23 protein-coding genes and 1 tRNA gene are annotated in these 26,968 nt (G+C 70.9%); 9 read left to right on the top strand and 15 right to left on the bottom strand.

The window, feature by feature from the left end; translation table 11 throughout:
• Positions 1-3 precede the first annotated feature (3 nt).
• From LQ222_RS05395 to dapF, 11 genes are all read right to left on the bottom strand, one after another.
• The gene (locus LQ222_RS05395) at positions 4-2,028 is read right to left on the bottom strand and encodes a TIGR03118 family protein (protein WP_230164989.1); all 2,025 of its coding nucleotides are present in this window, start codon (positions 2,026-2,028) and stop codon (positions 4-6) included.
• A 78-nt stretch (positions 2,029-2,106) separates the two neighbouring features.
• Entirely contained in the window at positions 2,107-3,150 is a 1,044-nt protein-coding gene (locus LQ222_RS05390) for a carcinine hydrolase/isopenicillin-N N-acyltransferase family protein (protein ID WP_230164988.1), read from the bottom strand.
• 7 nt (positions 3,151-3,157) lie between these two features.
• Positions 3,158-3,283 (bottom strand): hypothetical protein, encoded by a 126-nt coding sequence (locus LQ222_RS26190; RefSeq protein WP_256443998.1) that lies wholly within the window; start codon positions 3,281-3,283, stop codon positions 3,158-3,160.
• Complete coding sequence (gene mobA, locus LQ222_RS05385; RefSeq protein WP_230164987.1) at positions 3,280-3,951, bottom strand: molybdenum cofactor guanylyltransferase MobA; 672 nt, start codon at positions 3,949-3,951, stop codon at positions 3,280-3,282. Before mobA ends, LQ222_RS26190 begins: the two co-directional genes overlap by 4 nt.
• On the bottom strand, positions 3,941-4,834 hold the full coding sequence (gene fdhD / locus LQ222_RS05380) for a formate dehydrogenase accessory sulfurtransferase FdhD (RefSeq protein WP_230164986.1): 894 nt from the start codon (positions 4,832-4,834) through the stop codon (positions 3,941-3,943). Before fdhD ends, mobA begins: the two co-directional genes overlap by 11 nt.
• A 358-nt stretch (positions 4,835-5,192) precedes the next feature.
• A complete protein-coding gene (locus LQ222_RS05375; protein ID WP_230164984.1) occupies positions 5,193-5,798 on the bottom strand; it encodes a C39 family peptidase in 606 nt (201 codons plus the stop codon).
• Positions 5,795-6,592: a creatininase family protein gene (locus tag LQ222_RS05370; protein ID WP_230164982.1), complete on the bottom strand. Its 798-nt coding sequence runs from the start codon at positions 6,590-6,592 to the stop codon at positions 5,795-5,797. The genes LQ222_RS05375 and LQ222_RS05370 overlap by 4 nt, the downstream gene beginning before the upstream one ends.
• Positions 6,593-6,801: 209 nt before the next feature.
• On the bottom strand, positions 6,802-7,371 hold the full coding sequence (locus LQ222_RS05365; RefSeq protein WP_230164981.1) for a peroxidase-related enzyme: 570 nt from the start codon (positions 7,369-7,371) through the stop codon (positions 6,802-6,804).
• 46 nt (positions 7,372-7,417) lie between these two features.
• Positions 7,418-8,629 carry a signal recognition particle-docking protein FtsY gene (ftsY, locus tag LQ222_RS05360; protein ID WP_308071562.1) on the bottom strand — a complete coding sequence of 404 codons (1,212 nt, stop codon included), beginning with the start codon at positions 8,627-8,629 and terminating at the stop codon, positions 7,418-7,420.
• Complete coding sequence (gene mtaB, locus LQ222_RS05355; protein ID WP_230164979.1) at positions 8,629-9,873, bottom strand: tRNA (N(6)-L-threonylcarbamoyladenosine(37)-C(2))-methylthiotransferase MtaB; 1,245 nt, start codon at positions 9,871-9,873, stop codon at positions 8,629-8,631. Before mtaB ends, ftsY begins: the two co-directional genes overlap by 1 nt.
• Entirely contained in the window at positions 9,870-10,700 is an 831-nt protein-coding gene (dapF, locus tag LQ222_RS05350) for a diaminopimelate epimerase (RefSeq protein ID WP_230164978.1), read from the bottom strand. The genes mtaB and dapF overlap by 4 nt, the downstream gene beginning before the upstream one ends.
• A 149-nt stretch (positions 10,701-10,849) precedes the next feature.
• On the opposite strand from dapF, the gene LQ222_RS05345 reads away from it, so the two are divergent.
• Positions 10,850-11,428: a hypothetical protein gene (locus tag LQ222_RS05345; RefSeq protein WP_230164977.1), complete on the top strand. Its 579-nt coding sequence runs from the start codon at positions 10,850-10,852 to the stop codon at positions 11,426-11,428.
• Between the two features lie 20 nt (positions 11,429-11,448).
• On the opposite strand, the gene LQ222_RS05340 is transcribed toward LQ222_RS05345, so the two are convergent.
• Positions 11,449-12,048, bottom strand: coding sequence for a protein phosphatase CheZ (locus LQ222_RS05340; RefSeq protein WP_230164976.1), 600 nt, complete (start codon positions 12,046-12,048; stop codon positions 11,449-11,451).
• Between the two features lie 214 nt (positions 12,049-12,262).
• Here LQ222_RS05340 and rpmI point away from each other — a divergent pair, with 214 nt between their 5' ends.
• The 5 genes from rpmI (at position 12,263) to LQ222_RS05315 (ending at position 17,836) form a co-directional block, all read left to right on the top strand.
• Positions 12,263-12,469 carry a 50S ribosomal protein L35 gene (rpmI, locus tag LQ222_RS05335; RefSeq protein ID WP_198370989.1) on the top strand — a complete coding sequence of 69 codons (207 nt, stop codon included), beginning with the start codon at positions 12,263-12,265 and terminating at the stop codon, positions 12,467-12,469.
• A gap of 15 nt (positions 12,470-12,484) precedes the next feature.
• Positions 12,485-12,841 (top strand): 50S ribosomal protein L20, encoded by a 357-nt coding sequence (gene rplT, locus LQ222_RS05330; RefSeq protein WP_230164975.1) that lies wholly within the window; start codon positions 12,485-12,487, stop codon positions 12,839-12,841.
• 104 nt (positions 12,842-12,945) lie between these two features.
• Positions 12,946-14,025, top strand: coding sequence for a phenylalanine--tRNA ligase subunit alpha (gene pheS, locus LQ222_RS05325; protein ID WP_230164974.1), 1,080 nt, complete (start codon positions 12,946-12,948; stop codon positions 14,023-14,025).
• 143 nt (positions 14,026-14,168) lie between these two features.
• The gene (gene pheT / locus LQ222_RS05320) at positions 14,169-16,664 is read left to right on the top strand and encodes a phenylalanine--tRNA ligase subunit beta (protein WP_230164973.1); all 2,496 of its coding nucleotides are present in this window, start codon (positions 14,169-14,171) and stop codon (positions 16,662-16,664) included.
• Positions 16,661-17,836, top strand: coding sequence for a nitrate/nitrite transporter (locus tag LQ222_RS05315; RefSeq protein ID WP_230164971.1), 1,176 nt, complete (start codon positions 16,661-16,663; stop codon positions 17,834-17,836). The genes pheT and LQ222_RS05315 overlap by 4 nt, the downstream gene beginning before the upstream one ends.
• 10 nt (positions 17,837-17,846) lie before the next feature.
• Here the strand turns inward: LQ222_RS05315 and LQ222_RS05310 are convergent, their stop codons facing one another.
• Positions 17,847-19,244: a patatin-like phospholipase family protein gene (locus LQ222_RS05310; protein ID WP_230164969.1), complete on the bottom strand. Its 1,398-nt coding sequence runs from the start codon at positions 19,242-19,244 to the stop codon at positions 17,847-17,849.
• A 73-nt stretch (positions 19,245-19,317) separates the two neighbouring features.
• Here LQ222_RS05310 and lepA point away from each other — a divergent pair, with 73 nt between their 5' ends.
• The 3 genes from lepA (at position 19,318) to LQ222_RS05295 (ending at position 22,393) form a co-directional block, all read left to right on the top strand.
• Positions 19,318-21,123 carry a translation elongation factor 4 gene (gene lepA, locus LQ222_RS05305; RefSeq protein ID WP_230164967.1) on the top strand — a complete coding sequence of 602 codons (1,806 nt, stop codon included), beginning with the start codon at positions 19,318-19,320 and terminating at the stop codon, positions 21,121-21,123.
• Positions 21,124-21,248: 125 nt separating this feature from the next.
• Positions 21,249-22,238: a tripartite tricarboxylate transporter substrate-binding protein gene (locus LQ222_RS05300; RefSeq protein WP_230164966.1), complete on the top strand. Its 990-nt coding sequence runs from the start codon at positions 21,249-21,251 to the stop codon at positions 22,236-22,238.
• Positions 22,239-22,302: 64 nt separating this feature from the next.
• A tRNA-Ser gene (locus tag LQ222_RS05295) sits at positions 22,303-22,393 on the top strand.
• A gap of 314 nt (positions 22,394-22,707) precedes the next feature.
• Here the strand turns inward: LQ222_RS05295 and LQ222_RS05290 are convergent.
• Positions 22,708-25,830 carry a type I restriction endonuclease subunit R gene (locus LQ222_RS05290; protein WP_230164965.1) on the bottom strand — a complete coding sequence of 1,041 codons (3,123 nt, stop codon included), beginning with the start codon at positions 25,828-25,830 and terminating at the stop codon, positions 22,708-22,710.
• Complete coding sequence (locus LQ222_RS05285) at positions 25,827-26,924, bottom strand: DUF4268 domain-containing protein (protein WP_230164964.1); 1,098 nt, start codon at positions 26,922-26,924, stop codon at positions 25,827-25,829. The genes LQ222_RS05290 and LQ222_RS05285 overlap by 4 nt, the downstream gene beginning before the upstream one ends.
• Positions 26,925-26,968 lie beyond the last annotated feature (44 nt).

Genomic DNA, 26,968 nt, shown 5'->3' with positions numbered 1-26,968 from the left:
GTATCAGATGAAGACCAGCTCCGCGTAGGCCAGGCGCGCATCCAGCAGCACCAGCGTGCCGCCGTCGCTGAATGCCAGCTCCAGGTCGCGCGCCGTGCCGCCGCCGGCATCGACCCATTCGTGGCTCGCGACCGTGATGCCGTCCTCGATCCGGATCGCATCGGTACGACGGAAGCCCTCGATCGCATCGCTGCCGCCCTGGGCGCCGAAGACGAAGATGTCGGCCCCGAGCCCGCCGTCCAGCAGGTCGTCGCCAGAGCCGCCCGTGAGGGTGTCCGCCCCGAATCCGCCGCGCAGCGTGTCCGCGCCCTCGCCGCCGGCGAGCAGGTCGTCGGCGAAGCCGCCGTCCAGCATGTCGTCCTGCATGCCGCCGTCCAGCGTGTCGGTGCCGGCGCCGCCCAGCAGGGTGTCGGCGCCGGTCCCGCCGGCCAGGTCGTCGCCGCCGAAGCCGCCCTCCAGCGAATCATCGCCCTCGGCGCCAGCCAGCGTATCCGCCTGCACGCCGCCCAGCAGCGTGTCGTGCCCGTCACCGCCGTCCAGGCTGTCGGTCCCCGACCCGCCCGAGAGCAGGTCGTCGCCCTCCCGGCCTGCCAGCCTGTCCGCGCCGAAATCCCCCGACAGCGCGTCATCGCCCTCGCCGCCATCGACCGTGTCGCGGCCGGCGGCGCCCGCCAGCGTGTCGGCGCCCGCGCCGCCCGACACCGAATCGTTCCCGTCGCCGCCCGACATCCAGTCCGCCCCGGCAAAGCCGCTCAGCCGGTCGTGGCCCGCCCTGGCATCGAGGCGATCATCCCCGAGGCCACCCTGGAGCAGTTCGCCGGCGGCGGTTCCGGTCAGCGCCCGGGCCGCGCTGTCGAGGATCGACAGGCTGCCGAAGATGCCCTGCGATTCCTCCTCGGGCGCCGCGGTGAAATACAGCTTGTCGGTGGCGCCGAGGCTCGCGCCATTGCCGAAGATGATGTCCCACAGGCCCTCGATCTCGACCGGCGCGCCCTGGTCGTCGCGCAGGAAGGCGCGGAATTCGAGCGTGTCGATGTCGAGGCCGAGGATGCGCCCGTCGCCGAAATTGCCGACCAGCAGCGCGCCATCAAGGTCGCCCCACTCGTCCGGTGCCAGGGCCACGCCCCAGGGCGCGTTGAAATGCCCGTCGCCATCGCTGGCCGCGATGAAGGTGCCGTCCAGGGCGTACTTCACGATGTAGCCGTCGGTCGAATCCTCCTCGCCCTCGGCCGCATTGGCGACCTTGGCATAGGCGACGATCAGCACTTCCTCGCCGCGCGTCGCGTCGGTCACGCGCTCGATGTTGAAGGGGGCGTAGTCGTCCGCGTCGCGCGCGCCGGGCGCGGTGTGGACGAAGCTGGTGGTGGAGACGCGATCCCAGTCGGCGTCGTAGACCTCGATCATGTTCTGCGAGAAATTCGCGGCATAGAGCAGGTTGCCGCTGCCGGTCTCCGCGCTGACCGTGACGCCCTTGTAGATCGCCCCGGTCGCCGAATTGTCGACGACGACGGTGAAGGCATCCATGCGCTGGGCGGGGGTCGATCCGGTCTCGCCCCAGGCGGCGATGGTGCCGTCCTCGCTGACCGTGATGAATCGCGACGGCGCGGTGATGGCGAGGCCCGTGAGGCTGGTGCCGGCCACCATGAAGTCGGTGGCGCTGCCGCTGAACACCTGGCCGGTCGGGTTGGAGGGCGGCATCGAGGTGTCGGGCGTCGGGTTGGCGGCCGGCAGGGGCAGGCCGTCGCGCGTCGGCGGGGTGATGTCGATCGCGACGTCGGGGCCCGGGGCGCCGGGGACGCCGAGCACCGAGAGGCCGTCCTGCGTGAAGCCGACAGTGGGCGAGTCGCCGACATAGAGCGTGACGCGCGCCGTGTCGGTATTGGCGATCCACCAATGCCCGCCGGCGCCGGCCGGGCGGATCGCCGTTCCCCAGGGATTGATGAAGGCCGGGTCGAGCAGCAGGGCGCCGTCCTCGCCGCGGCTGCTGATCAGGTTGTCCTGTCCGAAGGCGGTGGCTGCGATGGTCATGGCGCTCGTTCTCCAACCCGGGAGTGCCATGATAACGATAATGCGAATCATTCGCAAATTTCGCCAGGCGGCGCGCCGCTACCTTGCCATCGGGCCCGGCGGGGGGAGGCGCAGGACTTCGCTCACCCGTTCCTCGCCTTCATGTGCCACGAGTTCGAGCCGCCCCTGCGCCGGGCACATCACCGCCGCCAGCCGCGTGCCGTGGTTCAGCAGCGGCGGCGCCAGCCAGGCGAAGCCATCGGGCACCACGCCGTGCGACACCAGTTCGGCCATGCGGGCCATCCGCGATTCGCTCTCGCGCCAGCGCGCCGCACCGGGCAACCCCACCGAGGCCCAGTGATTCGCCGCGGCCAGGCCGGGGCCATGGCGCAGCGCCGCGCGGTCGCGCGCGCGTTCGACCACGGCGGCCTCGCCCGGTCGCGTGCCGGCGATGGTGAAGGTCACGGCCGCGGCCACCGGGGTATCGCGCAGCAGCGCCAGCGCCGCGGCATAGTCCGGCGCGGTGTCGCAGGCGATCCGCAGGAGATGCGCCGGCGGCAGCGCGCGGCTGCGCCAGGTGGCGGGGCGCGAGGCGACCCAATCCGCCAGCAGCCCGGTGGTGCGCCAGCCGCGACGGCGGGCCGACGCGCCCAACCGCGTCAGCGGCAGCGGCGGCTGGTTGATGGCGATGGCGAAGCGCCCCGGTGCCAGCGCGGTGATGGCGCCGGCCAGCCCCGGCCAGCCGATGTTCAGCCAGTCGCCCGCCGGGCCGGCCTGGCGGATGACGCAGAGCGCATCGCCCAGCCCGGCCAGGCTGCCCCAGTCCAGCACGCGCAGCAGCGTGGGGTTGGGCGCGTCCAGCACGCCGCTGGTGCAGCCCCATTCGAAGGACAGGTTCAGCAGATGCGCGCCGCGCCCCGGCACCACCGCCGCGACGGCGGCGACTTCCTGCGCCAGGGGCGAGGCGTTGCGCGCCAGCCAGCGGCGCGACAGCGCATCGCCGATGGCCACGCCCGGCGCGCCGTAGTGGTGGCGCGCGTGGCGCAGGATGGCGGCCGTCTCCGCCGCCCGTTCCGCCGCGGCGACAGCGGACGGATGGCCGGCCCCGCGCGCATCCACGACCGGGATGCGCCGCAGCGCCATGGCGCTGCTACAGCCGCACGCCCGAGGTGGTGAAGGCGGTCTCCGCGGTGCGCTGCACCCTGGTGTCGAGCACGAAGGCGGCGCCCGCGGCGATGGCGATCGCGAAGCAGATCCCTGCGATGATGGCCTTCATGGCGGCGTCTCCCTCGATCCTGCCCGTGGCGTGTCTATGGCGGCGGCCGGGGTGGTTTGCAACATCGGCAGCAGCGCCTCGGCGGCCAGCAGGTCCTCGGGCGCATTGGCGTTGAAGAAGGGGTCGACGGGCTGGTTGGGCCAGTCGGCATGGGCGCAGCCATGCAGGGCGGTCCAGCGGTCGATCTTGCGTTCGCCCGACAGCATCGCGCCGCGCAGCGCGTCGCGCAGCGCGACCGGCCACAGCCCGATCGGCGGATGCGCCTGGCCGCCGGAGCGCGCGCAGGCGAGCGGCACCCCCTGCGCGGCGCGCGCGGCGTGCAGGCGGTCGACCAGGTCGGCCGGGATGAAGGGGGAATCGCCGGGCACCGAGGCCACCCAGGCCAGCTCCGGCCGATGCGCTGCCGCCCAGTCGAGCGCGGCCAGGATGCCCGCCAGCGGCCCCGGATGGTCGGGCAGCCCGTCCGCCACCACCGGCAGCGCCTGCGCGGCGAAGCGCGCCGGGTCGCCATTCGCGTTCAGGACCACGGCGCCGACCTGCGGTGCGATGCGCGCCAGCACGTGGTCGAGCATCGGCACGCCGCCCAGCCGGCGCAGCGGCTTGTCGCCGCCGCCCATGCGCCGCGCCAGGCCGCCGGCCAGCACCACGCCGAGGGTGTCAGCCCGCATCGGACGCCGTCATGGCCTCGGCGCTGTTCTTGCGCCAGTGCTTCGCGGATTCCTCGGGCACGTAATCCAGGTCGGCGTCGAAGACGATGCGGTCCTGGCCGGCCAGCGCGACGAAGCGCTTGCCCTTGCAGCGGCCGATCAGCGTGAGGCCGGCCTCGCGCGCGAGTTCCACGCCCCAGGCGGTGAAGCCGGATCGCGAGACCAGGATGGGGATGCCCATGCGGACGGTCTTGATGACCATCTCGGAGGTCAGGCGGCCGGTGGTGTAGAAGATCTTGTCGTCGGGGGTTTCGCGTTCCCGGAACATCCAGCCGGCGATCTTGTCGACCGCGTTGTGGCGGCCGACATCCTCCATGTAGACGATCGGTTCGTCGCGCAGGCACAGCGCGCAGCCATGGATGGCGCCGGCTTCCAGGTACAGCGTGGGCAGCGTGTTGATCCGGTGCAGCAGGCGGTACAGCCAGGATGTGCGCAGTTCCGCGCGCGCCAGGCGCACCTGCGCGAAGCCTTCCATCAGGTCGCCGAAGGCCGTGCCCTGCGCGCAGCCGGAGGTCAGCGTCTTCTTGCGCAGCTTCTCCTCGAAGTCGGTGCGCTCGGGCGTGCGGACGATGACCACGCCGAGGTCGTCGTCGTAGTCCACGCCGGTCACCACCGCATCCGGCTTCAGCATGCCCTGGTTCAGCAGGTAGCCGAGCGCGAGGTCCTCGGGCCGGTCGAGGATGGTCATCATCGTCACGATCTCCTGCCCGTTCAGGAACAGGGTGAGCGGGCGTTCGACGGTGACGGAGGTCTCGATCGGCTGGCCGGTGTGGTCGATCCCGGCGACGCGGCGCGTCAGCCGCGGGTCGGTCGGGTCGGGCTGGACGCGGAGCGTGTCGGGCATGGGCGGAAGATGGGCGGGGACGGGCGCGCCGGCAACCGAGCCTGCCAGCACGCCGCCTCGGCACTTTAGGATTTTAGGATTTTAGGATTTTGGCGCGGATCGCGACCGGACGGGCTCGCCCGATCGGCGAGCCGATGCGCCTGCCCGCGCGGGCGCTGCGGCGGGCAGCGGCGAGCGGACGCCGCCGCGGGCAGCCCGGAACGGATCGGCGGCGGATGCCGGCGCCAGGGTGACGCGACGTCATCGCCCTGGCCTGGGCCGCCGGGCGGACACACTTCCCCCTTGGTGTTAGGAACATAACAGGAACTTTTGCCGCTGTCCAGCATGGCGTCGGGCCGCGCCGCGTGCGGCGGGGGGCTCAGCCCGCGGCCAGCAGGATGCCCCGCCCGGCATAGCCGCGGGCGAAACGGTCCAGCCGCACGCGCGCATCGCGCTGCGACGCGGCGCTGTCGCCCGACGGGTTGTGCAGCCGCAGCGCGCCATCCTGCACGCCGAAGACCAGCACCAGGTGCCCGCCGCGCGCCGGCGGGTCGCGGTCCGGCCAGCGGATCGCCGGATGGACCGAGGCGATGAACAGCCCCCCATCCGCCACCAGCGCCGGGATGTCCTGTGCCGGCACATCCACCCGCACCTCGGCGGCGATGCCGTGCGCCTCGCGCAGCCAGGCCACGGTGGGCGCGTAGATCAGCCCGCGGATGCCGCCATCCGGCTGCAGCACGTAGCCGCCGCGATACGTGAGCTCCCGCGCCAGGTCGAAGGCGCGCGGCGGGGCGATGCCGCGCGCGGCCAGCGCCATGCGCAGGCAGGCCACGCCGCACAGATGGTCCGCCCAGCGCGCGTAGTCGGCGGCGCCGGCGGCGCCGGAGCGCGGCCAGAGCGGATCATCCTGCGCCGCCAGCGCGCCCGAGAGGATGTCGCCGATGCGATGCGCGGACTCCCACTGGCCGTAGAATGGCGGGATCACCGCTTGCCTTGCGCCCGCCCGCGCGCCCACACGTCGTCCGGCGGCGACCAGTTGGTGGTATCGCGCAATTCGCGCGCCAGGCCCTCGGCCATCGCCTCGAAGATCGCGCGGCCCTTCTCGGCGGTCGCGGCGCGCGCATCGCCGCGCACGCCGGTGACCGGCGCGCGTTCGCTGAACGACCAGAAGCGCGAGGACACCTGCTGCCCGGCATCGAAATTCCCGGGCGAGACGGAATTCGCGATCTCCTCCTGGCGCACCTGCGACGGGTCGAGGTGCAGCCACAGGCTCGTCTCGGCCTCGCAGGCGTGGTGCATGGCCTTCTGCGCGGTGAGCGCGGCGGCGATGGCCGCGGGTGCCACCTTGGTGACCGTCGTGGTCAGCACCGGGATGCCGAATTCATGCGCCAGTTCGCGCGCGCTCACCGCCAGCGGGTCGATGTTGCCGCCATGGCTGTTGAACAGCATGACGCGCGAGAAGCCATCCGCCAGCAGGGACTTCACGATGCAGCGCAGCACCGCGGCGAAGGTCGCGTAGTCCAGGCTGATCGTGCCGCCGAAGGGGAAGTGGTGCTCGGACAGGCCGAGCCACATCGGCGGCGTGACCACCGCCGGCAGGTCTTCGCACAGCTCCGCCGCGCGGACGGACACCGCATGGCCGATGAAGCTGTCGGTCCAGACCGGCAGGTGCGGGCCGTGCTGTTCGAGGCTCGCGACCGGCACCACCACCACGGCGTTGCGGTCCGCCAGCGCGCGCAGCTGCGGCGCGGTCAGGCGTTCCCAGCGGGTTTCGGTCATCGCGTATCCTTCCGATGGCATCCGCGCTCAGCCGCGGGCCGTTGTGCCCGCGCTCGTGCGGGGCCGATTGCTTACGCGCTCACGCGCGGCCCGTGGGGTCCGCGCTCCGGCGCGGCCTGCGGCGTCCGCGTTCAGGCGCGAACCGTGGCGTCGGCGCGCCGGCGCGGACCATCGCAGCTGCGCTCACGCGCGGCCCATCGCCTCCGCGCTCATGCGCGGCCCATGGCATAGAATTCGTCGTTCGGGCGCAGGCTGGTGACATTGGCCAGGCGGTTCGACATGCCGAAGAAGGCGGCGATGGCGGCGATGTCCCAGATGGCTTCGTCGTCGAAGCCGGCGGCGCGCAGGGCGTCGTGGTCGGCGTCGTTCACCTCGTTGGCGCGCAGCGTCACCTTGATGGCGAAATCCAGCATCGCCTTCTGCTTGTCGGTGATGTCGGCCTTGCGCCAATTGGCCGCGACCTGATCGGCGATCAGCGGGTTCCTGGCGCGGATGCGCAGGATCGCGCCATGCGCCACCACGCAATACTGGCACTGGTTCAGCGCGGAGACGGCGACGACGATCATCTCGCGCTCGGCCTTGGTGATGCCTTCGGACTTGTCCATCAGCGTGTCGTGATAGGCCATGAAGGCGCGGAATTCGGCCGGGCGATGGGCCAGCATCAGGAAGACGTTCGGGATGAAGCCGGATTTCTGCTGCACCGTCAGGATGCGATCCCGGATGTCGTCCGGCAGGCTGGCGATGTCGGGGATGGGGGTGCGGGCGATCGGCTTTGTCATGGCGTGTCCTCGCGGAGTGCGCGGACCATGCGGCCGGTCGGGCGGATCAGTCCAGCCCCAGCAGCCCGCGCGCATAGTCGCGCGCCTCGAAGGGGCGCAAATCCTCGGCCTTCTCGCCGACGCCGACCACATGCACCGGCAGCGCGAATTCCTGCGCCAGCGCCACCACCACGCCGCCCTTGGCGGAGCCATCCAGCTTGGTCACCGCCAGGCCGGTGACGTCGACCATTTCCTTGAACACCTTCACCTGCTGCACGGCGTTCTGGCCGGTGGTGGCATCCAGCACCAGCAGCACCGAATGCGGCGCGGTGTCGTCCACGCGGCGGATGATGCGGACGACCTTTCGGAGTTCCTCCATCAGCGCGGATTTGTTGTGCAGGCGGCCGGCGGTGTCGACCAGCAGGACGTCGAGGCCCTCGGTGCGCGCGGTGGTGAGTGCGTCGAAGGCCAGGCCCGCGGCGTCGGCGCCGGGCTTGGCGGGGGGGAAGAAGCGCGCGCCGGTGCGATCGGCCCAGACCTGGAGCTGCTCGACCGCGGCGGCGCGGAAGGTGTCGCCGGCAACCATGCCGGCGCGCAGCCCCTGGTCGCGATACTGGCGGGCGAGCTTGGCGATGGTGGTGGTCTTGCCGGTGCCGTTCACGCCGACCACCAGCACGACATGCGGGGCGCGCGCGCGTTCGATCAGCAGCGGCGTGGCGACGGGCGTGAGGATCGCGGCGATTTCCTCGGCCAGCGTCGCCTTCACCTCCTCGTCGGTGACTTCGCGGCCGAAGCGGGTGCGGCGGAAGGCCTCGACGATCCGGCCTGACGCCGCAACGCCGAGGTCGGCGGCGATCAGCGTTTCCTCGAGCTCCTCCAGCGCGGCATCGTCCAGCTTGCGCTTGGTGAAGACCGCCGTGACGCTCTCGGTGAGCTTCGCCGTCGAGCGCGACAACCCGGCCTTGAGGCGCGAGAACCAGCCCTGGCGGGCTGGTTCCTCGGCGATGGCCGGCGGGGCTTCGAGGGGCGGAAGCTGCGCGGGGGGCGGCAGTTCCACCGGCGGGGCGTCGGCGGGCGGGTCCCGGTCGGGCGGCGGGGATTCCGCCGGGCGATCGGGGGTCGGGTCCTCGATCGGCGGCGGCGGTGCGGCGGGGGGTTCCGGCGGGCGCGCGGGCGCCTCCGGCGGCGGGGGCGTGTCGTCGCGCTGCGGTTCGGGCGGCGGGCCGGGCTGGGCGGGGTCGCTGCCGCGCAGGCGGGACCAGAGTGCGCGCAACGCCATCAGGCGGCCTCAGCCAGCAGCGTGTCGGCGGCGGCGGCGGTCACGCGCAGGCGGCGGATCTCGCCGGGCGCGGCGGTGCCGCTGGCCAGGCGCAGCGGCGCGAAATGCTGCGTGTGGCCACGGTCGGGGTGTTCGAAGAGCACGTCTTCCTCCTGGCCGATGCGCGCGGTGAACAGCCGCGCGGCTGCCTGCGCCCCGGCCATGCGCAGGCGCGCGGCCCTTTCGCGGCGGACCGGCACCGGCAGCTGCGGCATGCGGGCCGCGGGCGTATCGGGACGTTCGGAATAGGGGAACACATGCAGGAAGGAGAGGTTGCACGCCTCGACCAGGGAGAGGGTGTCGGCGAAGTGGGAGTCCGTCTCGGTCGGGAAGCCGGCGATGAGGTCGGCGCCGAAGACGATGCCCGGGCGCAGGCGGCGGGCGCGCTCGGCGAGCGCGATGGCGTCGGCGCGCAGGTGCCGGCGCTTCATGCGCTTGAGGATCAGGTCGGAGCCGTGCTGGAGCGAGAGATGCAGGTGCGGCATCAGCCGCGGTTCCTCGGCGATCAGGCGCCAGAGGTCGTCATCGACTTCGACCGGGTCCAGCGAGGACAGCCGCAGCCGCGGCAATTCCGGCACCAGCGCCAGCAGGCGGCGCACCATCTGGCCGAGAGCCGGCTTCCCCGGCAGGTCGGGGCCGTAGGAGGTGATGTCCACGCCGGTCAGCACCACTTCGCGGTATCCGGCGGCCACCAGCGCGCGCACCTGTTCGACGATGACGCCGATCGGCACGGATCGCGACGGGCCGCGGCCGAAGGGGATGACGCAGAAGGTGCAGCGGTGGTCGCAGCCCTGCTGGACCTGCACGAAGGCGCGGGCGCGGCCGGCGAATTCGGTGACGAGATGCGCCGCCGTTTCGGTCGCGGCCATGATGTCGCTGACCGGGGCGGGGGGCGCGTCGAGGCCCGCCCAGGTCTCCGGCTTGAGCTTGTCGGCATTGCCGATGACGCGATCGACGCCGGGGATGGCGGACCACGTCTCGGGTGCGATCTGCGCGGCGCAGCCGGTGACGATGATGCGCGCGCCGGGGTTGTCGCGATGCGCCTTCCGGATGGCCTGGCGGGCCTGGCGCTCGGCCTCGGCGGTGACGGCGCAGGTGTTGACCACGATGGCGCCGGCGTGGCCGGCCTTCGCCACCAGGTCGCGCATCGCCTCGGATTCATAGGTGTTCAGCCGGCAGCCGAAGGTCAGCACCTCGACACTCATGGCGCGTAGGCGTCCAGGTCCAGCGTGCCGGTGAAGGCGGTGGCGACCGGGCCGGTCATCAGGACATGGCCGTCGGCCTCGCGCCATTCCAGCAGCAGGTCGCCGCCGGGCATGGTGATGGTGGCGCGCCGGCCGGTCAGCCCGCGGCGCGCGGCGTTGACGATGGTGGCGCAGGCGCCCGACCCGCAGGCCAATGTCATGCCCGCGCCGCGTTCCCACATGACCAGGCGGATGTGGTCGGGCGAGAGCACCTGCGCGAAGCCGATATTCGCGCGGTCTGGGAAGATGGGGGCGTTTTCCAGCGCGGGGCCAAGTGTCGCGACGTCGATCGCGTCCAGGTCCGGCACGAAGAAGGTCGCGTGCGGATTGCCCATGGAGCAGGCGGCGGGATCGCTCACCGGGCCGAGGGCGAGGGGCACATGCAGCGTGTCGGCCTCCTGCGCCAGCGGCACGTCGTTCCAGCGCAGCCGCGCCGGGCCCATGTCGGCGCGCCATAGCCCGCCGGGCAGGCGTTCCACCGGCAGGTCGCCAGCGATGGTGCGCACCACCACGCGGTCGGCGCCGCGTTCGTCCGCCACCAGGGAGGCGATGCAGCGCGTGGCATTGCCGCAGGCGCCGGCCTCGGAGCCATCCGGGTTGCGGATGCGCATGAACACGTCCGCGCCGGCGGGTGGCGGTTCCAGCACGATGAACTGGTCGCAGCCGATCCCGAAGCGGCGGTCCGCGATGGCGGCGGCGCGGGCCGGCGTGATGGGCAGCGCATGCGCGCGCGCATCCAGCACGACGAAGTCGTTGCCCAGGCCGTGCATCTTGCGGAACGGGAGCATTCTGGCAGCGCATATAGAACGCGCGGGGCGTCGCCGGAACCCGTGGCGCGCGCGGGGCTGCCCGGCACGGCAGGACGTGGCTGCGCCAGGCGCGCCGGTTTGGCATGCTGGGCGGATGGAGGCGGTGTCGCCTCGCCGGAACATGCCAGATGAACGCCATCGCCTGCCGCGTGCTTGCCCTGCTGGTCGCCGCCAGTCCGGCCCTCGCCCAAGCGCCGACGCCTGCGGAGGCGGCGGTGCTCCAGCGCGCCCGCGCCTTCATCGCGCAGGGCGATTGCCCGGCGGCGACCGCGCGCCCGGCGGCGCCGCCCGCGGTATTCACCGACGCGACGGTGCGCGAGGCGACCTATCACCGCATCCTGGTCGAGGGCTGCGGCCGGCGGTCGCAGCGGAACTACCTGGCGTTGGTGCTGCCGGACGGGAGCGGGCGGCTGGTCGAGACGCTGGCCGGCACCACCGTGACCGACCCCGTGCTGCAGCGCGATGCCATGCAGGCCGCGGTGGCGGCCGCGCGCGTCGCGGCGCCGAATTGCCCGCAGGTCCGGCCCGGCTCCGCCGATCTCGAGGGCACCGACAGCGAGCCGACCGCGACCCGGCGCACCCGGCCCTGGGCCGAGACCTGGGTCTTCGAGGCCTGCGGCGCGCTGGTGGCGGTGCCGATGCGCTTCACGCCCAGCGCCGCCGGGGGCACCGGCTTCACGGCGTCCGGCGGGCGGCGGTTGAACTGAGCGGGCGCGGGCGCCGCCCCTCAGCCGTTCAGCAGCCGGTCGATCTCGGCCTGCGCCAGGTCCGGGCCGGCCAGCGCCGGTTCCGCGACGGTGGGCGCGTGGCCGACCACTTCGAGCTTCGGCGTGTCGGTCGGCGTGCCGCCGGGCATCAGGCCTTCCAGCATGGTTTCCACCTGCTGGAGCTGCTTGATGGCGCGGCGGATGCGCTGGCCGGTCAGGTCCTGGAAGGAGCAGGCCTGGAAGATGGTGGCGACGCGGTCGTTCAGCGCGGCGATGGAGTCCGCATCCCGGCCGCCCTTGTCGAGCCAGGTCTGGATGGCCTCGGCGGCTTCCATGATGGTGTCGGCGGCGGCCTCGGTGGCCTGCACCACGGCTTCCAGTTCCAGGCCGGAATTGCGGGCGCCGGAGACCGGGATGGCGATCAGGCGCGCGATCTGGGTGTGCACCTCGGTGATGCGGGCGGTGATGGCGTCCTCGCTCATGCCCATGAGCTGGACGGAGGCGGCGACCTCGGCGCTGAGTTCGGCGATGCGGCGGTCCATGAAGGCCCGCAGCGATGCGAAATGGGGCGCGAGCGCCTGGTCGAGGGCCTCGTCGGGCCGGTCGGTGACGGTCTGCAAGGGAGGGCGGCCTTCTGTCCGGTCGGCGATCGGCGCAGGTAACACCAGCAGGGATGAAGGCTCCGTTGCGATCGGCGGGCCTTGCGGTGGGGGCAGGGCGCCGCTATACGCCCGCCTCCCGCGTCGTGGCCCCATGGACATGCCCGGCCGGGAGAACGCGTCCCCGTCGCATGGTGCGATGGCCAGGGACGCCCCGACCCCACAGGAGGGCCAAATGTCCAAGATGAAGACGAAGTCGAGCGTGAAGAAGCGCTTCCGACTGACCGCGACCGGCAAGGTCAAGGCCGGCGCTGGCAACAAGCGCCACATGCTGACCGCCAAGACCACCAAGATGAAGCGCCAGAACCGCGGCATGTACGTCCTGGACAAGCAGGACGGCGATACCGTGAAGCAGTGGCTGCCCTATGGGCTGGACCGGTAAGGGAGGGGACGCACCATGGCTCGTGTCAAGCGCGGCGTCACCAAGCACGCCCGTCACAAGAAGGTCCTCAAGCTCGCCGAGGGCTATGTCGGCCGGTCCGGCACCGCCTATCGCCCCGCGCTCGAGCGGGTCGAGAAGGCGCTGCAATACGCCTACCGCGACCGCCGCAACAAGAAGCGCGAGTTCCGCGGCCTGTGGATCCAGCGCATCAACGCGGCGGTGCGCGAGCACGGCCTGACCTATTCCCGCTTCATGGCCGGCATCAAGGCGGCGGGGATCGAGATGGACCGCAAGGTGATGGCCGCACTCGCCTTCGACGAACCGGCGGCCTTCGCGGCGCTGGTCGAGCAGGCGAAGGCGAAGATCGCCTGAGGCCGTTCGGCGCGGGGGTTCCCCTGCGCCGGTTCAGCGTTTAGCAGAGGGCCGCTTCCCGGCGACGGGGCGCGGCCCTTTTGCGTGTTCCGGACATGGTGCCAATGACCGACGACCTCGCTTCCCTGCAGGCCGAGACCGAGGCCGCCCTTGCTGCCGCCACCGACCTGCGCGCGCTCGATGCCGTGCGCGTGGGCGTGCTCGGCAAGTCCGGCAGCCTGTCCGCGCTGCTCAAGGGCCTGGGCGCGGTGCCCGCCGAGAGCCGCAAGGAGCGCGGCGCCGCGCTGAACCGGCTGAAGGGCGCGATCGAGGCCGCGCTGGATGCTCGCCGCGTGGTGCTCGATGCCGCGGCGCTGGATGCGCGCCTGGCGGCCGAACGGATGGATGTCACCCTGCCGCCGCGCCCCTTCGCCGCCGGCACCGCCGCCGAGGGCGGCATCCACCCGATCGCGCGCACCATGGAGGAACTGACCGCCCTGTTCGGCGCCATGGGCTTCGCCGTGGCCGAAGGGCCGGACATCGAGGGCGACTGGTTCAATTTCGGCGCGCTCAACATCCCCGACCATCATCCGGCGCGGCAGGACCACGACACCTTCTACCTGCCGGAAGTGAACGGGCGGCGGCCGGTGCTGCGCACGCATACCAGCCCCGTGCAGATCCGCACGATGATGTCGCAGGAACCCCCGATCCGCGTGATCGTGCCCGGCCGCACCTATCGCGCCGACCATGACGCGACCCATTCGCCGATGTTCCACCAGGTCGAGGGGCTGGTGATCGACCGCGGCATCACGCTGGGTCACCTCAAGGGCTGCCTGATCGATTTCCTGCGCGCCTTCTTCGACATCTCCGACCTGCCGGTGCGCTTCCGGTCGTCCTATTTCCCGTTCACCGAGCCCTCCATGGAGGTCGATATCGGCTGGTCGAGGAAGACCGGCGAACTGGGCAAGGGCGGCGACTGGCTGGAGATCCTGGGCAGCGGCATGGTGCACCCGAAGGTGCTGGCCAATTGCGGCATCGACCCGCGCGAATGGCAGGGCTTCGCCTTCGGCATGGGGATCGAGCGCATCACCATGCTCAAGCACGGCATTCCCGATTTGCGGCCCTTCTACGAGGCCGATATCCGCTGGCTGCGCCACTACGCGGCCGATCCGCTGGCGCCGGCCACGCTGCACGAGGGGGTGTGAGATGGTTTTTGCTATGCCCTCAAACGCCGGGCGCCGCCTCCGGCGGCTTGGCTTCGCCGCGGCGCGGTCGCGCCTGCGGGTGAAGGCGAGTGGGCGGCGGCGGCCGCTGTGCGGCCGCATCCTCGCAGCGCGGAGCTGATCCTGTGAAGTTTTCTCTGTCCTGGCTGCGCGACCACCTCGACACCACGGCCGGCGTCGATGAGATCGCGCGCACGCTGAACGCCATCGGCCTCGAGGTCGAAGGCATCGAGGATCGCGGCGCCGCACTCGCCTCCTTCCGCATCGCGCGCGTGATCGAGGCGGTGCAGCACCCCAATGCCGACCGGCTGCGCCAGCTGCGCGTGGATGTGGGCGATGGCGTCGAGCGTTCGGTCGTGTGCGGCGCGCCCAATGCGCGCACCGGCATGATCGGTGTTGCGGCGCTTCCCGGCGCCTTCATCCCCGGCACCGGCATCACGCTGAAGGCGGGCGAGATCCGCGGCGTAAAGTCCGAAGCGATGATGCTGTCGTCGCGCGAGATGGGGCTCGGCGACGACCATTCCGGGATCGTGGATCTGCCGGCGGATGCGCCGATCGGCGCATCCTACGTGACCTGGGCGGGCATGGATGATCCGGTCATCGAGATCGGCGTGACGCCCAACCGCGGCGATGCGCTGTCGGTGCGCGGCATCGCGCGGGATTTGGCGGCGGCGGGGCTGGGGGCGCTGAAGCCGTGGTCGGCGCCATCCGTGCCCGCGGCCTACAAGTCGCCGCTGAACTGGAAGATCGAGGACCCGCGCGCCTGCCTGTTCGCGCTCGGCCGTGCGGTGCGCGGCGTGAAGAACGGGCCGAGCCCGAAGTGGCTGCAGGACCGCCTGGTCGCGATCGGCCTGCGCCCGATCAGCACGCTGGTCGACATCACCAACTACTTCACCTTCGACATCGGCCGCCCGCTGCATGTCTTCGACGTGGCGAAGGTGAAGGGCACGAACCTGGTCATGCGCATGGCGCGGGACGGCGAGACGCTGGCCGCGCTGAACGGCAAGACCTATGCGCTGACGTCCGAGGATGGCGTGATCGCCGATGCCGGCGGCGCCGAGGCCCTGGGTGGCGTGATCGGCGGCGCGCCGTCGGGCTGCGACGAGACGACGACGGAGTGTTTCATCGAATGCGCGCTGTTCGACCCGGTGCGGATCGCGCTGTCGGGCCGCCGGCATGATGTGCGGACAGATGCGCGGGCGCGCTTCGAACGCGGGCTTGATCCCGCGCTGCTGCCCGATGCGCTGGAAGCGGCGACGCGCATGATCCTCGAGCTGTGCGGCGGCGAGGCGAGCGAGGTCTCGATGGCCGGCGCCGAACCGGCTTGGCAGCGGAACGCCACGCTGCGCTTCGACCGCGTGCGCGATTATGGCGGGCTGGACTTGCCGGCGGATGAGTCGGTGGCGCGGCTGGAGCGCCTCGGCTTCGCGGTGCGTTCGCGCGATGCGGCGCGCGTGACCGTCGCCGTGCCGTCCTGGCGCAATGACGTGGCGGGCGACCTGTCGGCCTATCGGGCCGGCGGCGGCATGCTGGCGCAGTTCGAGGGGCTGGACCCGGCGCGCGCCGCCAAGGCCGCCGAGGGCCAGGCGGTGATCGAACCGGAATGCGACCTGGTGGAGGAAGTGCTGCGGCTGGGTGGGCTTGATGCCGTGCCGGCGGTGTCGCTGCCGGCGCTGGCGGTGATCCCGCCGCCGGCCTTCACGGCCAGGCAGGCGCGCGCGGCGCTGGCGCGGCGCGTGCTGGCGGCGCGCGGGATGCAGGAAGCCGTGACCTTCGCCTTCATGGAGGCGAAGACGGCCGCGCTGTTCGGCGCCACGCCCGAGGCGCTGCGGTTGGTCAACCCGATCGCGGCGGACCTGGATCAGATGCGGCCCACACCGGTCGCCTCGCTGCTGCTGGCGGCGCAGCGCAATGCGGCGCGCGGGTTTGCGGATGTGGCGCTGCACGAACTCGGCGCGGCGTATCGCGATGTCACGCCCGACGGCCAGGCCGCGGTCGCCGCCGGCGTGCGGCATGGCGCCACGGCGCGGCATTGGGCGGAAGCCGCGCGCGGCGTCGATGCGATGGACGCGAAGGGCGATGCGCTGGCGGTGCTGGTCGCGCTGGGCGTGCCCATGGCGGCCTTGCAGGTCACGACCGACGCGCCGGTCTTCTACCACCCGGGGCGTTCGGGCGTGGTGCGGCAGGGACCGAAGATCGTGCTGGCGACCTTCGGGGAGGTGCATCCGAGCGTGCTGGCCGCGCTCGACCTGCCCGGCCCGGCGGTGGCCTTCGAGGTGTTCCTCGATGCCGTGCCGGAGCCCAAGCGGCGCAAGAAGGGCGCGCCCGACCTGCCATCCTTCCAGCCGCTGCGGCGCGACTTCGCCTTCATCGTGCCGGATGGCGTGGCCGCCGATGCGCTGCTGCGCGCCGCGCGTGGGGCCGACAAGGCGCTGGTGACGGATGTCGCGCTGTTCGACGTCTATCGCGGCAAGGGCGTGCCGGAGGGGTCGACGTCGCTGGCCATCCAGGTGACGATCCAGCCGCGCGAGGCGACGCTGACCGACGTGCAGATCGAAGCCGTGGCCGACCGGATCGTGGCCGCCGTGGCCAAGGCGACGGGCGCCACGCTGCGGGCATGAGCGCGCCCGCGGGCAGCAAGCGCCGCAACATGGCGCTGCTGGCCGCGGCGATCGTGCTGGTGCTGTCGGTGTGGTTCGCCGGCACGGTGGCGGTGCCGTCATTGATCGCGCAAGGCCTGGTCACGCCGGGGCGCGCGGCTTGGCTGACGGCCTGCGTGCAACTGGGCTTCGTGGTCGGCACGCTGGTCAGCGCGGTGCTGTCGCTGGCGGATCGCGCGGATGCGCGCCGGCTGTTCCTCGGCTGCGCGGTGCTGGCCGGTGCGGCGACGCTGGCGCAGGTGCTGGTGGCGCCGGCGGGGGGCGCGGCGCTGGCGCTGCGCTTCGTGGCGGGTGCGGCGATGGCGGGCGTCTATCCGGTCGGGATGAAGCTGGCGGCGTCCTGGGCGAAGGGGGACCTGGGGCTGCTGATCGGCATCGTGGTGGGGGCGGTGACGCTGGGCTCGGCGCTGCCGCACCTGTTGCCGGGGCTGGCTGGGTCGGTCGATTGGCGCGTGGCCTATGCGGGGGCGGGGGTGCTGGCGTTGCTGGGCGGGGTGCTGGTGCTGCCGTTCCGGGCCGGGCCGCTGCTGGGTGCGCGGCCGCCGTTCCGACCGGCGCAGATGCTGGAGGCGTGGCGCCACCGCGGGCTGCGGCTCGCGAATATCGGCTACCTCGGGCACATGTGGGAGCTCTATGCCATGTGGGCCTGGATCGGGGTGTTCCTGGCCGGCGTGCTCGGCAGCCCGGATGTGGGCGGCTGGGTGTTCGGCGTGGTGGCGGCGGGGGCGGCGGGCTGCGTGCTGGCGGGGCTGCTGGCGGATCGGTGGAACCGCGCGCGCGTGGCGGCGCTGTGCATGGTGGTGTCGGGCGGCTGCGCGCTGCTCATCGGCCCGGTGTCCGCCTGGCCGGTGCTGGCGCTGGGCCTGGCGTTCGTCTGGGGTTTCGCGGTGGTGGCGGATAGCGCGCAGTTCTCGGCCTGCGTGGTGGGGCTTTCGCCACCCGATTACGTCGGCACGATGCTGACGGTGCAGACCTCGATGGGGTTCCTGCTGACGGCGGTGATGATCGGCGTGCTGCCGTGGGTCATGGGGGCGCTGGGGGTGGGCGTGGCGTTTGCGCTGCTGGGCATCGGACCGTTGATCGGCGCCATCGCCATGTGGCGGCTGGCGCCGATGCTGGATCGCGCACGGTAGGTCGGCGGAGTCAGCGGCGCGCGGCGCGGCGGGCGGCCGGCGGCGGCTCGGCCAGGAACTCCGCCAGCGCGCGGCTGTCGCGGATCACGCTTTCGCCGGCGGCGACCAGCGCATCGACATCCTCGGCCGGCAGGGTCAGGCCCGTCGGCACGCGGCGCAGGCGGTCGCGCAGCGCGGGGTCGCGCACATCGGCCAGCGAGACATGCACCAGGCGGCCTGCCACATCGTCGCAGCGGTGGCCGTCGATGACCGGCGCATGGGCGCAGCGATTGGCGCGCTGGCGGTCCACCATGCGCTCGACCTCGACCGCTGTGACGGCCAGGGTCTCGAGGTTGTAGTTGTCGATCTGCCCGCCCGAGACGGCATCGAGGATCTGGATCACCCCGTTCACCATGCGCTGGCGCGACAGCGCGGGGTCGGTGGCGGATTGCCCGTCCACGCTGATCATGAGCATGCGGCGCACCGGCAGCATGGCGGCGGCGAAGCGCGGTTCATCGACACCGCCCAGCAGTGCGAAGTTCACCGTCACGCGCAAGGCCAGGTTGTCGGAGATGCCGCCATCGAGCAGGTGCAGCCAGGGCGTGCGCTCGCGGTCGGCCATGCGGGCGACCACCTCGATCACGCGGCGGCGGTTGAATTCGGCCAGCATCGGCATGGTCGCGAGGTTGCTGGGCAGCGGCGCCGCGCAATCCGGCCCGCGGTGGTTGGCCAGGGTGATGGGCGTGAACAGCAGCGGGAAGCCGTTCGACGCCGCCACCGCGCGCGCCAGCGGGAAGGCCGCCAGGTCCGAGCAGATCACGTCGAAGGCATGCGGCAGGAAGGGGAAGGGCGATCCGGTGGCGAGGTCGGTGGCGTTGATCGACAGCCGAGGCCGGCTGCGCGCCTGCAGGTCGCGGAAGGTGGCGCCGCGGAACATCAGCGCGTCATAGACGCCCGCCATGCGGTCATTGGTGCCGACATCGGGGTCGACCAGCCAGCCCCATTGCCAGGGCAGCAGGTAGGTGCCCCAGACATAGGCGGCGATGTCCTGGTGCAGGAACTCGGCCGGGAAGGTTTCGAAGGACCGGGCGCCATACAGGGCGTAGTGCGTCGCGGTGAAGCTGCCGCCGGAGACGCCGGCGACCTGGTCGACCTCCTCCAGCAGGGTCGAGGTGTCGGCGCCGCGGCGGACCGGCACGTCCCGCATGCCGCGCAGCGCGCCGTGGCCGAAGGCGGCCGACCGCTTCCCGCCGCCCGAGAAGGCCACGAAGATGAGCAGGTCAGGCCGCCCGCCGGCGGCGTTGACATCCTCCAGCCCATAGCCCGCGTTCCGGGTGCCCGGGGCCAGCGGAGGGTTGATGCCGCGGTCGCTGGCGGCGCAGCCCAGCAGCGCCAGGACCAGCGCCAGGGCGCCAAGATGCTTTGACAAGCGGCCGGTCTGCCCTATGTCCCGGGGCAGACCGCGGGGCGCGCCCCTGCCATCGTCCCGTCTCCGGATTCCCATGACCGATACCCCGCTCGACCTCATCCGCAACTTCTCGATCATTGCCCATATCGACCATGGGAAATCGACGCTCGCCGACCGCCTGATCCAGCAGACCGGCACGGTGGCCGCGCGCGACATGAAGGAACAGCTGCTCGACAGCATGGATATCGAGCGCGAGCGCGGCATCACCATCAAGGCCCAGACCGTCCGCATCAACTATACGGCGCAGGACGGCAAGACCTATGTGCTGAACCTGATGGACACGCCGGGCCATGTGGACTTCGCCTATGAGGTCTCGCGCAGCCTGGCGGCCTGCGAAGGGTCGCTGCTGGTGGTCGATGCCTCCCAGGGTGTCGAGGCGCAGACGCTGGCCAATGTCTACCAGGCGCTGGATGCGGGGCACGAGATCGTGCCGGTGCTCAACAAGATCGACCTGCCCGCGGCGGAACCCGACCGGGTGAAGCAGCAGATCGAGGATGTCATCGGCCTCGATGCCTCCGACGCGGTGATGATCAGTGCGAAGACCGGGCTGAACATCGAGGGGGTGCTGGAGGCGATCGTCACGCGCCTGCCGCCGCCCAGGGGCGATGCCGGCAAGACGCTGACCGCCCTTCTGGTGGACAGCTGGTACGACGCCTACCTGGGTGTGGTGGTGCTGGTGCGGGTGCGCGACGGGCATCTGCGGAAGGGCCAGCGCATCCGCATGATGTCGAACGGCGCCGTGCATACCGTGGAGCAGGTCGGCATCTTCACGCCCAAGATGATCGCGGCCGAGAGTCTCGGGCCCGGCGAGATGGGCTTCGTCACCGCGGCCATCAAGACGGTGGCGGACACCAATGTCGGCGACACCATCACCGATGACCGCAACCCCGCGGCCGAGGCGCTGCCCGGCTTCAAGCCGTCCATCCCGGTGGTGTGGTGCGGGCTGTATCCCGTCGATGCCGATGACTTCGAGAAGCTGCGCGAGAGCGTGGGCAAGCTGCGGCTGAACGACAGCAGCTTCCACTATGAGATGGAGACCTCCGCCGCGCTCGGCCTGGGGTATCGCTGCGGCTTCCTGGGGCTGCTGCACCTGGAGATCGTGCAGGAGAGGCTGTCGCGCGAATTCGACCTGGATCTGATCGCGACCGCGCCGTCCGTCGTCTACAAGCTGAAGAAGACGAATGGCGAGGAGATCGACCTGCACAACCCGGCCGACATGCCGGACCCCAGCCTGATCGCCGAAATCCAGGAGCCCTGGATCAAGGCGACCATCATGGTGCCGGATGAATACCTCGGCCCGGTGCTGACCCTGTGCAATGAACGCCGTGGCCGGCAGGTGGAGCTGACCTATGTCGGGGCGCGCGCCATGGCCGTGTACATGCTGCCGCTGAACGAGGTGGTGTTCGATTTCTACGACCGCCTGAAGTCGATCAGCCGCGGCTACGCGAGCTTCGACTACGCCATGGAGGGCTACGAGGCCGGCGACCTGGTGAAGATTTCCATCCTGGTCAATGCCGAGCCGGTGGACGCGCTGTGCTTCATGGCGCATCGCAGCCAGGCGGATCGTCGCGGCCGGTCGATCTGCGAGAAGCTGAAGGACCTGATCCCGCGCCAGCTGTTCAAGATCCCGATCCAGGCGGCGATCGGCGGGCGCGTGATTGCGCGCGAGACAATCAGCGCGTTGTCCAAGGACGTGACCGCCAAGTGCTATGGCGGCGACATCTCGCGCAAGCGCAAGCTTCTGGAGAAGCAGAAGGAAGGCAAGAAGCGCATGCGGCAGTTCGGCAAGGTCGAGATCCCGCAATCCGCCTTCATCGCCGCCCTGAAGATGGACGCCTGACACCGCGGCCCGCGCGGGCCGCCGATGCCCGCCGCCGCCGCCGGGGATTGACTTTCGTCCATCCGTCACTGATCTCGACTGGTATTGAACGGGCCGCGTGACGGCTCGCACCGGAGGAACCGCGCATGTCGCTCATCACCCGCCGCATCTTCGCCGCCACGGCCGCCGCATCGGCCACCGGCCTGGCGGCGCCGGCGCTCGCGCAGGGCGCCTTCCCGAACCGCCCCGTCAGCATGGTCATCCCCTTCGCCGCGGGCGGGCCGACCGACACCGTGGGCCGCCTGATCGCGCAGGCCATGAGCACCGACCTGGGCCAGCCCGTGGTGGTCGAGAATGTCGGCGGCGCCGGCGGCACGCTGGGCGCGCAGCGCGTGGCCAATGCACGCCCGGATGGCCACACCATCCTGCTGCACCATATCGGCATGGCGACCATCCCGACGCTGTATCGGCGGCTGTCCTACGATGCGATCAACGGCTTCGAGACCATCGGCCTGGTGACCGAGGTGCCGATGACCCTGGTCGCGCGCCGCAACATCGAGGCGACCAACCTGGCTGAGCTGGTCGCGCTGATCCGCCAGCGGGGCGAGGCGCTGAACTACGCCAATGCCGGCATCGGCGCCGCCAGCCACTTGTGCGGGCTGCTGCTGATGAAGGCGGTCGACACCCGCATGACCACCGTGCCGTATCGCGGCACCGGCCCGGCGATGAACGACCTGGTGGCCGGCACGGTCGACATCATGTGCGACCAGACCACCAACACCACCGAACACATCCGCGGCGGCACCATCCGCGCCTTCGCGGTCACCACGAATGAACGCGTGCCGTCCCTTGGCGACCTTCCGACCGCCGCGCAGGGCGGCCTGCCGGGCCTCGAGGTCAGCATCTGGCACGGGCTGTATGCGCCGCGGGCGACGCCGGCGCCGATCGTGGCGCGGCTGAACCAGGCGCTGGTGAAGGCGCTGCAGGACGAGGGCATCGGCCGCCGCTTCGCCGACCTGGGCACCGCGCCGGTGGCGGTGGCGCGTGCGACGCCGCAGGTGCACCGCGATTTCTGGCAGGCGGATATCGCGAAGTGGCGGCCGCTGATCCAGGCGGCGGGGCAGTTCGCGGACTGAGGCGGTTTTCGGCGCGGCCGCGGGTTGCGCGGCGGCCGCGCGCTGACTATGTTCCGCGCCCTCCGGACAGGTGGCCGAGCGGTCGAAGGCGCGCGCCTGGAAAGTGCGTATACGTCAAAAGCGTATCGTGGGTTCGAATCCCACCCTGTCCGCCAGTTCCCATACGAGCCGTGCTCTCCGCCAGACCAGATGTCGCGCTGAGTGGCAGGTTTCCTGGGGTTTTCGGAGCAGACCTGTTGACTGGCTCGGCGCGGAGACGGGCGAAAATCGCTCTCCGGAGGCCAATTCTCTCCGGACCTCCTGACTGGGGCGTTTTAGTACGGAACACAAAAACCCAGGTAAAAGGCCGGCTTCAGCGCGGCCGGCACTTGCCCTGGTTCGAACCCCACTTGCCTGAAATCCGTACTTCGAGAGCGAACACTTCAGTACGCTTCTCGAAAGCCGGACTTCGCCACTGCCCGTTTCGGGATCATGGCGGCGCAGGTGGCGCCTCGTCCCCACGCCGCAAGCGTTCCCACAGTGCGCCCGGCCCCAGCAGCACCGACAACAGGCCGGCCTGAATCGCTTCCGAGTTCAGCGCCTGCCGGCTCATGCTGCCATGCGCCTCCATTGTCGAAATGATGGCGTTCAGCAGCTCCTCCCGCAGATTCGGCGAATTCACGAACTGCTCCCGCGTGTTCGCCGCGGCTTGGGCCCGCAGCGTCTCGCTCTCCATCAGCTTGGTCCGGACGCTTTCCGCGAAGGCGACCCGGTCCCCGTCCGTGAGCTCCCCCTCGAACAGGTCATTCAGCGCCTGGATGATCTGGGCCAGAAGCTGCTTCTGCCGGTCCTGGATCTCCCCGGAGCCCACCTCCGTCACCGGCTTCAGCCCCTCTGCCGGCTCCCCGCCCGCCAGGTTCAGCTTCTGCTGCCCCAGGTCGCGCAGCTTGTGATGCGTCAGGCGCAGCGCTGAAAGATCGATCCCCTCACGCTCGCGCCCATAGTCAAGCAGGGGCAGCAGCAGCCGGGCGAACAGATAGAGCTTCTCGAAGTCGGTGTTCCCGTAGTCGAACATTTGCCCGAGGAACTCATAGGCCCGCACGTAGCTGCCGAGGTCGCGCTTGAAGAGCAGCAGCGCCTCCATCTCATCCTTCGCCGCGTCGCTCGCCTTGGAGCCATCGGTGCCGCCGCGGACGGCCTGCTGCGCGTGCTTGAAGCGGGTCAGCAACCGACTGCTCACCTGGCCCAGCGCCGCATCGAGATCGCCCGGCGTCGCGCCCGGGGTCATCGCGACCTTGGCCACCCGCTCAACCTCGAAGCGGTCATAGAACCCCAGCGCATCCAGCTTGCTGCGCAGGTCCAGCACCACATTCGGGTCGCTCACATCAGCGAGCTGCGCGGTGGTGTGGTACTGGCGGAAAGCGCCCAGCACCTCCTCCGGCTCATTCACGAAGTCCACGACATAGGTCGTGTCCTTCCCCGGATGCGCCCGGTTCAGGCGCGAGAGAGTCTGTACCGCCTGGATGCCGCCGAGCCGGCGGTCCACATACATCGCGCAGAGCAGCGGCTGGTCGAAGCCGGTCTGGAACTTGTTCGCCACGATCAGCAGGCTGAACTCTGCGGTGGCAAACGCCTCGCGCATGTCGCGCCCGCGCAGCCCAGGGTTCATGTTGGCCTCGGTGAAGGGCTCGGGGCCGCTCTCCGGATCGTTCACCTCGCCCGAGAAGGCCACCAGCACGCCGAGATTGTAGCGGCGCTGGCGGATATAGGCCTCCATCGCCCGCATCCAGCGCACCGCCTCGCGCCGGCTGGCCGTCACAACCATGGCCTTCGCGCGGCCGGCCAGCAGGTGCGCCACGTTCTGCCGGAAATGCTCCACCACGATCTGCACGCGGGCGGCGATGTTGTGCGGGTGCAGCCGCACCCATCCCATGATGCCCTTCTTCGCCTCGCTGGCATCCACCTCCGTCTCGTCCATCTCCCGCCCGGCATGGGTCAGGCGGAAGGCCATGCGATAGGCGGTGTAGTTGCGCAGCACATCGAGGATGAATTCCTCCTCGATCGCTTGGCGCATGGAATAGGTGTGGAAGGCTGCGGGCCGATTGTCCTGCGCCGCCGGCCGCAACGGGTCCGGCCGCCGGCCGAACAGTTCCAGCGTCTTGGCCTTCGGCGTCGCGGTGAAGGCGACGTAGCTGATCGCGGCATCCTGCGCCGCGCGGCCCTTCATCTCGGCGGCCAGGAGGTCCTCAAGGTCGAACTCGCCGCCATCCTCCAGCGCCGCCGCCTCCTCCGCCGTCAATGTCTGCTTGAGCTTCTGGGCGGCCTGGCCGGTCTGCGAGGAATGCGCCTCATCCGCGATCACGCAGAAGCGCTTGCCCTGCATGCGGGCCAGGGCGCGCACCTGCTCGATGGCGAAGGGGAAGGTCTGGATGGTGCAGACCACGATCTTCTTCCCCGCTGCCAGCGCCTCCGCCAGCTCCTGGCTCTTGCTGCCGCCATCGCCGGTGATGGTGGCGACCACGCCTTGCGTCCGCTCGAACCCCTCCAGGGCCTCGCGCAACTGCCGGTCCAGCACCGTGCGATCCGACACCACCAGCACCGTGTCGAACACCTTTCGGTTTTCGGCATCGTGCAGATCGGCCAGGAAATGCGCCGTCCAGGCGATGGAGTTCGTCTTGCCCGACCCTGCCGAGTGCTCGATCAGGTAGCGCCCGCCAGGGCCATCCGTCAGCACCTGCGCCACGAGCCGCCGCGTGGCGTCGAGCTGGTGGAATCTCGGGAAGATCCAGCCGGTCAGGCGCTGCTTGCCATCCTTCACCGGCACCAGGTAACGGCCGAGGATCTCCAGCCAGGAATCCCGCTGCCATACCTGGTCCCACAGATAGGCGGTGTCCGTGCCATTCGGGTTGTTCGGATTGCCGGCGCCGAAATCATGGCCCTGGTTGAAGGGCAGGAAGCGGCTGTCGGCGCCACCGAGGCGCGTGCACATCCGCACCTCGCTGTTGCTGACCGCGAAATGCACCAGCGCGCCGCCGGGGAAGGCCAGGATGGGCTCCGGCGCGTTGCGGCCGGGCAGGCGCGGCGGGCGATCGTAGCGGTACTGGTCCACCGCATCGCGGACGGATTGGGTATAGTCCGATTTCAGCTCGGCGGTGGCGACGGGAATACCGTTCAGGAACAGCACGAGGTCGAGGCTGTTCTCATGCGCGCCCGAATACCGTACCTGCCGGACCACGCGCAGCCGATTGGCGGCGTAGCGTTCGGCCAGCGCCGGGTTCATCGCCAGCGCCGGGCGGAACTGCACCAGCGCGATCGGCCGGCGCAGCCCGACCATGTCGAGCCCCTGGCGAAGCACCTCCAGCGCGCCTTGCCGGTCGAGCGTGGCGCGCAGCCGGTCGGCCAGCGCCAGGGCAGCCGTGGCGCCATGCGTCTTGGTCAAAGCCTCCCAGGCCTCGGGCTGGGTGGCCTGAACCCAGGCGGCGAGGTCTTCCAGGAACAGGCCACGGGCGCGGTCGTGGCGCGCGGCGGCGTCAGGCTCGTAGAGCCAGCCATGGGCGGCGAGATGGGCGCAGATAGCGTCTTCCAGCCGGGCTTCGCGGTGCAGGCCGGTCATGGCTTGCCCTTGCCAAGCCGCGGGCGTAGCGCCGCGTCCAGGCGGATCATCGCCTTGATCATGCGTTCCTGGATCGCCGGCAAGTCGGCCTCAGGGTTCCGATAGCCCCCCTCGATCCTCTGGCAGATGCGCCAGCCGCCGATCGCCGGCGGCTCTTCCCATTCCAGGGGTTCGCCAAAGGCCTGCTCCACCGCTGCACTCTCTGCCTTGAGGGCAGCGAAGGTGGCCGCACCCTCAGGAACGTCGCTGTCGATCTTCAACTCGACCTGACTATCCTGCTGCCGAATGACGTAGTTGAGGCTAAACCCCTTGCGACCGACGCCACCGGCGATCCAGCTGCCATCATGCGGCGAACGGTTGGCGTGCAGCGTGGTGCGCAGCCGCGCCGCATCCAGCAGCCCCGCCCAGAAGCGGTACCGCAGCTCATGCCGCTCCGCCCGCTCCTTACGGCCGGCAGCCTGCTTGACGCCGATCTGGGTCTGAAACTCGGCCGCTTCGGGAAGCGGGATCAGCGGCTGGATATCCACCAGCAGTCGGCCGTCATCCAGGCGATAGGGCTTCAGGCGCACACAGCCGATGTCGATGCCTCGATCGCGCAGCCAGAGCACGCAGGTGGTCAATTCCTTCCCGAAATCGGCTGCGGCCAGGATGATGCGCGTCTCGGCGGCGAAGCTGTCCTCGTCCGGCTCGGTCCAGCCGAGATGGGTGAGGATATCCGTGCGGGCGGCATCCGTATCCGGGGTACCCTTATTGCGGCTGCGGGCCAGCGTCTCGACCGCCTGGTCGAAGGTCATCGCGGAGACCATGGCGGCATAGCGCAGCGCCTGCAGCTCCATGTGGCCGCCATCCTCGTCGCGCTTCAGCTCGACGACCACCAGGTTCGCCTCGCGGTCGAGGCAAAGAAGATCGATCCGCCTTGCGCTGTCGGACCAGCCGCTGAACTCATCGGTCAGCACCAACAGGCCGTCTTCCAAGGTGGCGATGCGGTCCTTCAGCAGGCGCTGTATGTCGCCGCGTTCCTTCCAACCTTCGGCCTCGAAGCTGGTGGCGGTGATGGGGTGCAGGCCCTCAGGCCGGGCTTCATAGATCGGCATAGCTGCACCCCCGCGTTGGTCTGCTCATGATGCGGGGGCCTCCG

Source organism: Roseomonas sp. CECT 9278 (genome assembly GCF_918698155.1).
Taxonomy (GTDB): Bacteria; Pseudomonadota; Alphaproteobacteria; order Acetobacterales; family Acetobacteraceae; genus Neoroseomonas.
Note: the sequence above shows the minus strand (reverse complement) of the source record. Positions and strands in the feature narration are given on the sequence as shown.

What these genes read in the sequence shown, in the direction of transcription:
- LQ222_RS05395 (WP_230164989.1), bottom strand. Translation starts at nt 2,028, where the DNA reads ATGACCATCGCAGCCACCGCCTTCGGACAGGACAACCTGATCAGCAGC.
- LQ222_RS05390 (WP_230164988.1), bottom strand. Translation starts at nt 3,150, where the DNA reads ATGGCGCTGCGGCGCATCCCGGTCGTGGATGCGCGCGGGGCCGGCCAT.
- LQ222_RS26190 (WP_256443998.1), bottom strand. Translation starts at nt 3,283, where the DNA reads ATGAAGGCCATCATCGCAGGGATCTGCTTCGCGATCGCCATCGCCGCG.
- mobA (WP_230164987.1), bottom strand. Translation starts at nt 3,951, where the DNA reads ATGCGGGCTGACACCCTCGGCGTGGTGCTGGCCGGCGGCCTGGCGCGG.
- fdhD (WP_230164986.1), bottom strand. Translation starts at nt 4,834, where the DNA reads ATGCCCGACACGCTCCGCGTCCAGCCCGACCCGACCGACCCGCGGCTG.
- LQ222_RS05370 (WP_230164982.1), bottom strand. Translation starts at nt 6,592, where the DNA reads ATGACCGAAACCCGCTGGGAACGCCTGACCGCGCCGCAGCTGCGCGCG.
- LQ222_RS05365 (WP_230164981.1), bottom strand. Translation starts at nt 7,371, where the DNA reads ATGACAAAGCCGATCGCCCGCACCCCCATCCCCGACATCGCCAGCCTG.
- ftsY (WP_308071562.1), bottom strand. Translation starts at nt 8,629, where the DNA reads ATGGCGTTGCGCGCACTCTGGTCCCGCCTGCGCGGCAGCGACCCCGCC.
- mtaB (WP_230164979.1), bottom strand. Translation starts at nt 9,873, where the DNA reads ATGAGTGTCGAGGTGCTGACCTTCGGCTGCCGGCTGAACACCTATGAA.
- dapF (WP_230164978.1), bottom strand. Translation starts at nt 10,700, where the DNA reads ATGCTCCCGTTCCGCAAGATGCACGGCCTGGGCAACGACTTCGTCGTG.
- LQ222_RS05345 (WP_230164977.1), top strand. Translation starts at nt 10,850, where the DNA reads ATGAACGCCATCGCCTGCCGCGTGCTTGCCCTGCTGGTCGCCGCCAGT.
- rpmI (WP_198370989.1), top strand. Translation starts at nt 12,263, where the DNA reads ATGTCCAAGATGAAGACGAAGTCGAGCGTGAAGAAGCGCTTCCGACTG.
- rplT (WP_230164975.1), top strand. Translation starts at nt 12,485, where the DNA reads ATGGCTCGTGTCAAGCGCGGCGTCACCAAGCACGCCCGTCACAAGAAG.
- pheS (WP_230164974.1), top strand. Translation starts at nt 12,946, where the DNA reads ATGACCGACGACCTCGCTTCCCTGCAGGCCGAGACCGAGGCCGCCCTT.
- LQ222_RS05315 (WP_230164971.1), top strand. Translation starts at nt 16,661, where the DNA reads ATGAGCGCGCCCGCGGGCAGCAAGCGCCGCAACATGGCGCTGCTGGCC.
- lepA (WP_230164967.1), top strand. Translation starts at nt 19,318, where the DNA reads ATGACCGATACCCCGCTCGACCTCATCCGCAACTTCTCGATCATTGCC.
- LQ222_RS05300 (WP_230164966.1), top strand. Translation starts at nt 21,249, where the DNA reads ATGTCGCTCATCACCCGCCGCATCTTCGCCGCCACGGCCGCCGCATCG.
- LQ222_RS05290 (WP_230164965.1), bottom strand. Translation starts at nt 25,830, where the DNA reads ATGACCGGCCTGCACCGCGAAGCCCGGCTGGAAGACGCTATCTGCGCC.
- LQ222_RS05285 (WP_230164964.1), bottom strand. Translation starts at nt 26,924, where the DNA reads ATGCCGATCTATGAAGCCCGGCCTGAGGGCCTGCACCCCATCACCGCC.